The organism is Actinocrinis sp., assembly GCF_035650855.1.
Classification (GTDB): domain Bacteria; phylum Actinomycetota; class Actinomycetes; order Streptomycetales; family Catenulisporaceae; genus Actinocrinis.
The window spans coordinates 1-7,132 of the sequence record NZ_DASRGV010000245.1 but is presented as its reverse complement, the minus strand read 5'-3'; the positions used below and the strand labels follow the sequence as shown (position 1 = coordinate 7,132).

Genomic DNA, 7,132 nt, shown 5'->3' with positions numbered 1-7,132 from the left:
GGCGCCGGGATCCTCTACGCGCTCGATCAGCGCACTGGCAAGCAGATCGCGCAGGTGCAGGTCGGCAAGGGCCCGCACTTCGCCTCCCCGACGCTTGGCCAGGACCGCGCTTACGTCGGGACTTTGGACGGAGTTACCGCGGTCGGTATCTCCGCTTCCTGATTTCGTCCGGCTACTGCCGCGAAATCAGTGCGCTTCCATCTCGCCGCTCTTCATGTCACCGCGCTCTTCATGTCACCGCGCTCGTCAATCTCACCGCGTCTCGTCGGCGCGGGCGAGCAGATCGACCACCTCGGCGTCGGTGAGCTGCTCGAAGTCCTCGTACCAGTTGCCGACCGCGACCATCGGTTCCGGGGCGCACAGCCAGACCAGCTCGTCGGCGACGCGGCCGAGCGCGCCGATCAGCTCGGGCGGCAGCACGGGCGTGGCCAGCACGACCCGCGCCGCGCCGCGCTGCTTCACGACCAGGCTGGCGGCCCGCGCGGTGGCGCCCGTGGCGATCCCGTCATCGATCACGACGACCGTCCGGCCCTCGATCGAGACGGGATCGCGGCCGGCGCGGTAGGTCTGCGCGCGCCGCAGCAGCTCTGCCGACTCGCGCTGCTCGACCTCGGCGAGCAGATCGTCGGTGATCCGCTCGTGCTGTAGCAGTCCGCGGTCCACGACGCGGCTTCCGCCCTCGCCGATCGCGCCCATGGCCAGCTCGGGCAGCCACGGCACACCGAGCTTGCGTACGACGATCACGTCCAGCGGTGCCTGCAGGGCGCGCGCGACTTCGTACGCGATGGGCACCCCGCCGCGCGGCAGCCCGAGGATCACCGGCCGCTGGTCACGCAGGTACTCCAGGCGAGCGGCCAGGCGGCGGCCGGCAGCGGCTCGATCCGCGAAACGCGCCTCCAGCTCCTGCTGCATGTCCATCTCCACCACCTCCGCTCCTCCTATGTAACGCATCTTGCTCTCGGGTTACCGAGGCTCGCCACACCACTCAGTCAACGCCTTACGCACCGCGGATGCACGAGCCATCGGGTCCGTTTCATCGCTAGCCCACGCCACGTATCCGTCCGGCCGCACTAGCAGCATCGGGTGCTTCACCTCAGCGCTCATGGCATAGCCAACGTTGCCCTCCCAGTCCTCGGCGAGCTGTGCGTCATCGGCGGATTGGCCGATAAGCACGAACCGGCGGTCGCGAAGCCGCTCGTACAGCCGTCCGTCGCTGAGGCTGAGGTCGCCGATGCGCTTGCCGACTTCGGCGTGCGCGCCGGATGCGTCGGTAAAGACGGGTGTCTTCGTGTAGTCGATGCCGATGCCGCTGACCGTGTCCGTGGCGCGGTGAGCGATGGCCGGGACTCGCACTGCGGCGCTGCTCAGCACATCACGCGCGGTACGCGCGGCCAGCGACTTGATCAGCGCGAGCCGCACCAGCGCGCCGCTGCTGCGAAGCACCTGGCGGCCGACCGGGTGCCGTTCGGCGTGGTAGCTGTTCAGCAGCCGCTCGGGATCGGAGGTCTGGCCCTTCAGCGCGGCCGCCAGCTTCCAGCCGAGGTTCGCCGCGTCCTGGATGCCGGTGTTCATGCCCTGGCCGCCAGCCGGCGAGTGGCAGTGCGCGGCGTCTCCGGCCAGGAACACGCGCCCGACCCGGTACTCGGGCACCTGGCGCTCGTCGCTCTGGAAGCGGGACATCCACCGCGCCTCGGCCAGGCCGAAGTCGGTACCGAACGCGCGCTCGAGGACTTCGCGGATCTCGGACAGCTCAAGCGGAGCGCTCGGCGGCACCTGGTGGTCTCGGTTCCAGCAGAAGGTGCGGTACCAGCCGTCACCGAACGGCGCGACGAAGGCGAAGACATCGCCTACCGCAGCAACCGTCAGCACGTCTGTCGGCGGTTCGGCGAACCGCACGTCCGCGAGCATCAGGGAGCGGACGACCGGCTGGCCGGGGTAAGGCAACCCGAGCGCGTTACGCACCGTGCTGTGCACGCCGTCTGTGCCGACTACGTACTTCGCCCGGTAGACCGATTCGGCTTCCTCGTCGGCCGCCGCGTTGCCGTTCCCCGCCGCCTCGCCTGACACCGCTGCCGGCCGGACCCGCACAGCGACGCCCTCAGCGTCCTGGCTCAGCCCGACCACGCTGACTCCGCGCAGCACCCGCGCGCCGGCCGCGACCGCCCGCTCCTCCAGTAGCCGCTCCACGTTGAACTGCGGCGTGACCAGCAGGTACGGAAAGCGGCTGGGAAGCTGCGCGAAGGAGATGGACACCTTTCCGTACAGCCGCAGCCCGTCCACTGTCGTGCCGGTCTCGATCAGCCGGTCAGCCAGGCCGCGCGCGTCGAGTTGCTCCAGGGTGCGGGCGTGGACCGCGAACGCGCGGGTGGTGGTCGTGTCGGGCGGGCCGACGCGGCGCTCGAGCACCGTGCACGCGACCCCGCGCTGCGCGAGGTCTCCGGCCAGCAGCAGCCCGGTCGGCCCCGCTCCGACGATCACCACGTCCTGGCCCTGATCAGCGGCCTGACCGGCGTTAATGCTCTCTCGATCTGAGTGATTCGACTGCGTCATCGCGCGTCACCGCCTTCTGATTCGCTCCCGTTTCGCCTTCAGCGTAGGTCTGGCCGCATCGGGAAGTCAACAAGCGTTGGCCAACTAGCGTTGGCAGATTTTACGCCGGGCCGAGCCGCCACGCTTGAGTCGCCACAGCTGGCTCGCCCCGCCGAGCCTCGACCGCTTCTTGTGTCGACCCGGGCAACCGGCGAGCATGGACGCGACGGCGGGCAACTGCTGTGACATGGATCACATTTATTACTGAACGAAACGGTTTCGTACAGCAGGCGGTTCGGGATAGAGTTCCGATACGGAACGGTTCCGTACACCGGTGAACCGCCGGGAAGGAAGGGCATCGTGGTCGACACCGAGATCGATCTGCGCGGGCTGGGCCTGCCGGAGCCGCGCGGCTCCCGGCGCGGTCCCGAGCGGCGCGAAGCGATCTGCGACGCGGTGTTCGAACTGCTCGGCGAGGTCGGCTACGACCGGATGACCATGGACGCGGTCGCCACGCGCGCCCGCGCCAGCAAGGCGACCATCTACCGGACCTGGCCGGACAAGCCGGGGCTGGTGGCGGAGGCCCTGGTCAACCGGTTGGGTGCGACTCCGGACGCCCCGGACACCGGCTCCCTGCGCGGCGACCTCATGGCCTTGATGTCCCGTGCCTGCGAGTTCATCAACAGCCCGGACGGCGAGGTCATCACAGGCGTGCTGACCGCGGCCGCCCGCAACCCGGCGCTCGGGCGCACGGTGCACGAGTGCACCTATGAGTCCAAGCACTGCATCAACGAGACCATCATCCGCAACGCCGCCGCTCGGGGCGAGATCTCACCCGACGCCGACCCAGAACTGCTGCACGAAGTCATGTACGCGCTGATCCTCACCCGCAAGCTGACTTCGGACGAGCCGTTCGACGAGGAATACAGCAAGCACGTAGTGGACGACGTCGTGATCCCGCTGCTTCGGTCACGCTGCTGCGACGAGGGCGCGGCGGCCGGCGACCACCGCGGGTAACGGCTCGCCCGGTTCTGTCGGTGCCGGGTCGTAGATTCATTCATCAACGACGCGGAGTGTTAACCCGCGCGCTCACGGGGTGCGCTTGCAAGTCCCTTGGAGGGGAAATCCATGTCCGAAAACACCGCCGTCTCACGCGCCGGCACAACCGGTTCGCATCCGCCGGACCAGGTGGAGCATGACCCCAAGCGCTGGCTCGCGCTGGTCGTCATCGCGATCGCCCAGCTCATGGTGGTTCTCGACGCGACGATCGTGAACATCGCGATGCCTTCCGCGCAGCGCCAGCTGCACATCGACGACGCCAACCGCCAGTGGATCCTGACCGCCTACACGCTGGCCTTCGGCGGCCTGCTGCTGCTCGGCGGCCGGATCGCCGACTACGTGGGGCGCAAGAAGGTCTTCCTGATCGGCCTGGTCGGCTTCGCCGGCGCCTCTGCCCTCGGCGGCGCGGCGCAGAACGAGGGGATGCTGTTCGCGGCCCGCGCGCTGCAGGGCGCGTTCGGCGCGATCCTGGCCCCGGCGGCGCTCTCGCTGATCACCGTCACCTTCACCGACGTGAAGGACCGGGCCAAGGCGTTCGGCGTGTTCGGCGCCATCTCCGGCGTGGGCGCGGCCATCGGCCTGCTGCTCGGCGGCGTGCTGACCCAGTACACCAGCTGGCGCTGGTGCCTGTTCGTCAACATCTTCATCGCCGTGATCGCGATCGTGCTGGCCGTGCCGATCGTCAAGGAGAGCAAGGCCGAGGGCAACACCCGCTACGACATCCCGGGCACGCTGATGTCCAGCATCGGCATCGGCGCGCTGGTCTACGGGTTCACCGAGGCCGCCAAGCAGAACAGCTGGACCTCGACCTCCGTGCTGGTCTCCTTCTCCATCGCCGCGGTGTTGCTGGTCGGCTTCGTGATCCTGGAAGGGCGCATCGCCAACCCGCTGCTGCCGCTGCGGGTGGTCTGGCACCGCAACCGGGGCGGGTCGTTCCTGACCTCGATCATCCTGGGCGCGGGCATGATGGGCATGTTCCTGTTCATGACCTACTACTTCCAGCAGATCCAGCACTACTCCCCGCTCAAGAGCGGCGTGTCGTACCTGCCGTTCTCCGGGGCGCTGATCGTCACCGCCGGCGTGGCGAGCGGTCTGCTGCCGCGCATCGGCCCGCGGGCGATCATGACCTTCGGCGGCGCGCTGGCCACCGGCGGCATGGTCTGGCTGACCCAGCTGCGGGCGGACTCGTCCTACGCCGGGATGATCCTGCCGGCGTTCATCATGCTGGCGGTCGGCATGGGCTGCGTGTTCGTGCCGCTGGGCAACACCTCGCTGACCGGCGTGGCCAACCACGACGCCGGCGTCGCCAGCGCGATGGTCAACACCACCCAGCAGGTCGGCGGCTCCCTCGGCGTGGCCCTGCTGAACACGGTGTTCACCACGACGATCCTGTCGTACGGCACCAACCACCACACCTCGCCGGCCTCGCCGCTGGCCCAGGTGCACGGCTACAACGTAGCCTTCACCATCAGCGCGATCCTGCTCGGCCTGTCCACGCTGGTCACCTTCCTGTTGATCCGCAACGACCCGGCGCAGATCGTGGGCGGCGAGGGCGCGGGCGCCGAGGCGCCGGCCGCGGTCGTGCACGTCGGCTGACGCGGCGACGCACCTGACTAGGTAATCGAGCCGCGAACGCGGCGCTGGGGCCTTCCTCCACTGCTGAAGTGGAGGAAGGCCCCAGCGCGTTGTGGGTGGAGCCGGCCGCCCCGGTGGGTCGGAGCGGTCTGGTGGTCTCAGGCCTTGGCGGCGAAGACCGGGTAGTAGCCGTTCGCCTGTCCGGCCGCGGTCGGGTGGTAGGAGTCGCCGAAGTTCGTCCAGTCCACCGAGTTCAGCCAGCTGTTGCTGTCGCAGATCTCGTGCCCGGAGAAGGAACCGCGCACGTCGCCGAAGATCGCCCCGTGCCGGGCCGCCGCCTGCTGGATGAGCGAGTCGAGCAGGTTGATGCCCTCGTCGATCTTGGCCCGGCTCGTGCCGCTGAGCCCTATGCAGCCGGAGGAGGCGTTGAGGTCGTAGAAGTCGGGATAGTCGAGGAAGACGATGGTGGCGTTCGGCGCCTTCGCCCTGATCGAGTTCAGCACGTTGTCATAGGCGGCCGGCAGCGTGGACTGGGCCTGGCTCTCCGCGCTGTTGACCGCACTGACGCAGGAGCTGGTGCCCCAGATGACGCAGGTCTCCATGACGCTGCTGAAGCCGACGTCGTTGCCGCCGATGGTGAACGAGACCAGCGTGGTGCCGCTGTTGACCGCGGACAGCTGGCTGCTGAGCAGGTCGCTCGTAGTCGCCCCGGAGCAGGCGGCGAAGGTGAAGGAGGAGGGGCTGTTGTTGTTCGCCCACAGCTGCGGGTAGGCACCCGAGCTGCGGTCGCAGGACCCGCTGCTTCCATAGTTACCGGCGCCGAGGCCGGAGGAGTAGGAGTCGCCGAGCGCGACGTAGTTGGCCGACGACGCGTTCGCGGGCAGGGCGGTGAGCAGGACTGCGGCCGCTGTGGCGGCCGTGGCGGTGAGCGCGACAAGGGTGTGGCGCGGACGCAAGGTTCCCTCCGGGATGTGGAGTGGAGTGTGGTGCAGCTAACACATCTGTAACTCCGTAACGACGCCCCGGAAAGGCCGAATACGTCCTATGCGAAGATTTTGCTGTTCGGCACATTCGACGTTTATGCAGGTAAACCGAGTATTAATGATCGAAATGTGAATCAGGGTTCATATTCTCCGGCTCAGACCTCGTAGACGATCTCGCCGCCGGCCAAAGTCAGTACCGTGCGCGCCGCGCCGATCCGGGCCCGCGGCGCCGCGAACACGTCACGATCCAGCACCGCCAAGTCGGCCCGCTTGCCGATCTCCAGCGAGCCCGCGTAGGACTCCGCGTGGCAGATGCGCGCCGATCCCGCGGTGTAGGCGGCCAGGGCGTCGACGAGCCTGAGCGCCTGATCGGGCAGGAAGGCCGGGGTGCCGGGCGGTGCGTCTGGAGCGGCCCGGTTGACGGCGACGTGCACGGCTTGGAGTGGATCAGGGGTCGAAACGGGCCAGTCGCTTCCCGCGGCGAGCGTGGCGCCGTCTCGCAGCAGCGCGCCGAACGGGTACTGCCGCGCGTAGCGTTCCGCGCCGAGCACTGGCTCGTTCAGCGCGCGCATCTGTGCATCCTCGGCCGCCCAAAGCGCCTGGATGTTCGCGGTGACACCGAGCTGACGGAAGCGCGGGATGTCCCGGGGATGAATGACCTGGACGTGCGCGATGTGATGCCGGTTGTCGGTGGCTCCATTACTGGCACGCGCGACCTCGAACGCGTCAAGAGCCTCGCGCACGCCGCGGTCGCCGATCGCGTGCACGTGCACCTGGAACCCGAGCGCGTCGAGCCGCGTGATCGCCGTGGCCAGCAACGCCGCGTCGAGATAGCTGTGCCCGCTGTTTTCCGTCGTCTGGCCCGCGCCGTCGTAGTAAGGCCCGAGCATCGCGGCGGTCAGGTTCTCACAGATGCCGTCCTGCATGATCTTGACGGTCCCTGCCTTGAACCCACCGCCGCCTCGGCTTACCGCCACGTCGAGGTT

The 7,132-nt window shown here is 68.5% G+C and carries 6 protein-coding genes; 2 read left to right on the top strand and 4 right to left on the bottom strand.

Translation table 11 applies throughout. The annotated features are described in order from the left end of the window. Positions 1-252 precede the first annotated feature (252 nt). Together VFB40_RS17815 and VFB40_RS17810 are read right to left on the bottom strand one after the other, a co-directional pair. Positions 253-918: a phosphoribosyltransferase gene (locus tag VFB40_RS17815; RefSeq protein WP_324852062.1), complete on the bottom strand. Its 666-nt coding sequence runs from the start codon at positions 916-918 to the stop codon at positions 253-255. A 45-nt stretch (positions 919-963) separates the two neighbouring features. After that, complete coding sequence (locus VFB40_RS17810; RefSeq protein ID WP_324852059.1) at positions 964-2,550, bottom strand: FAD-dependent oxidoreductase; 1,587 nt, start codon at positions 2,548-2,550, stop codon at positions 964-966. Between the two features lie 339 nt (positions 2,551-2,889). Here VFB40_RS17810 and VFB40_RS17805 point away from each other — a divergent pair, with 339 nt between their 5' ends. Together VFB40_RS17805 and VFB40_RS17800 are read left to right on the top strand one after the other, a co-directional pair. Further along, positions 2,890-3,546 (top strand): TetR/AcrR family transcriptional regulator, encoded by a 657-nt coding sequence (locus VFB40_RS17805; RefSeq protein WP_324852057.1) that lies wholly within the window; start codon positions 2,890-2,892, stop codon positions 3,544-3,546. Between the two features lie 111 nt (positions 3,547-3,657). Next, positions 3,658-5,184, top strand: a complete 1,527-nt coding sequence (locus VFB40_RS17800) for an MFS transporter (protein ID WP_324852055.1) — start codon at positions 3,658-3,660, stop codon at positions 5,182-5,184. A gap of 137 nt (positions 5,185-5,321) precedes the next feature. Here VFB40_RS17800 and VFB40_RS17795 read toward each other — a convergent pair whose 3' ends face one another. Both VFB40_RS17795 and VFB40_RS17790 read right to left on the bottom strand, forming a co-directional pair. Then, positions 5,322-6,119, bottom strand: coding sequence for an SGNH/GDSL hydrolase family protein (locus tag VFB40_RS17795; RefSeq protein WP_324852053.1), 798 nt, complete (start codon positions 6,117-6,119; stop codon positions 5,322-5,324). Positions 6,120-6,301: 182 nt separating this feature from the next. Next, positions 6,302-7,132: amidohydrolase (locus VFB40_RS17790; RefSeq protein ID WP_324852051.1), on the bottom strand; the 831-nt coding region annotated here is incomplete at its 5' end.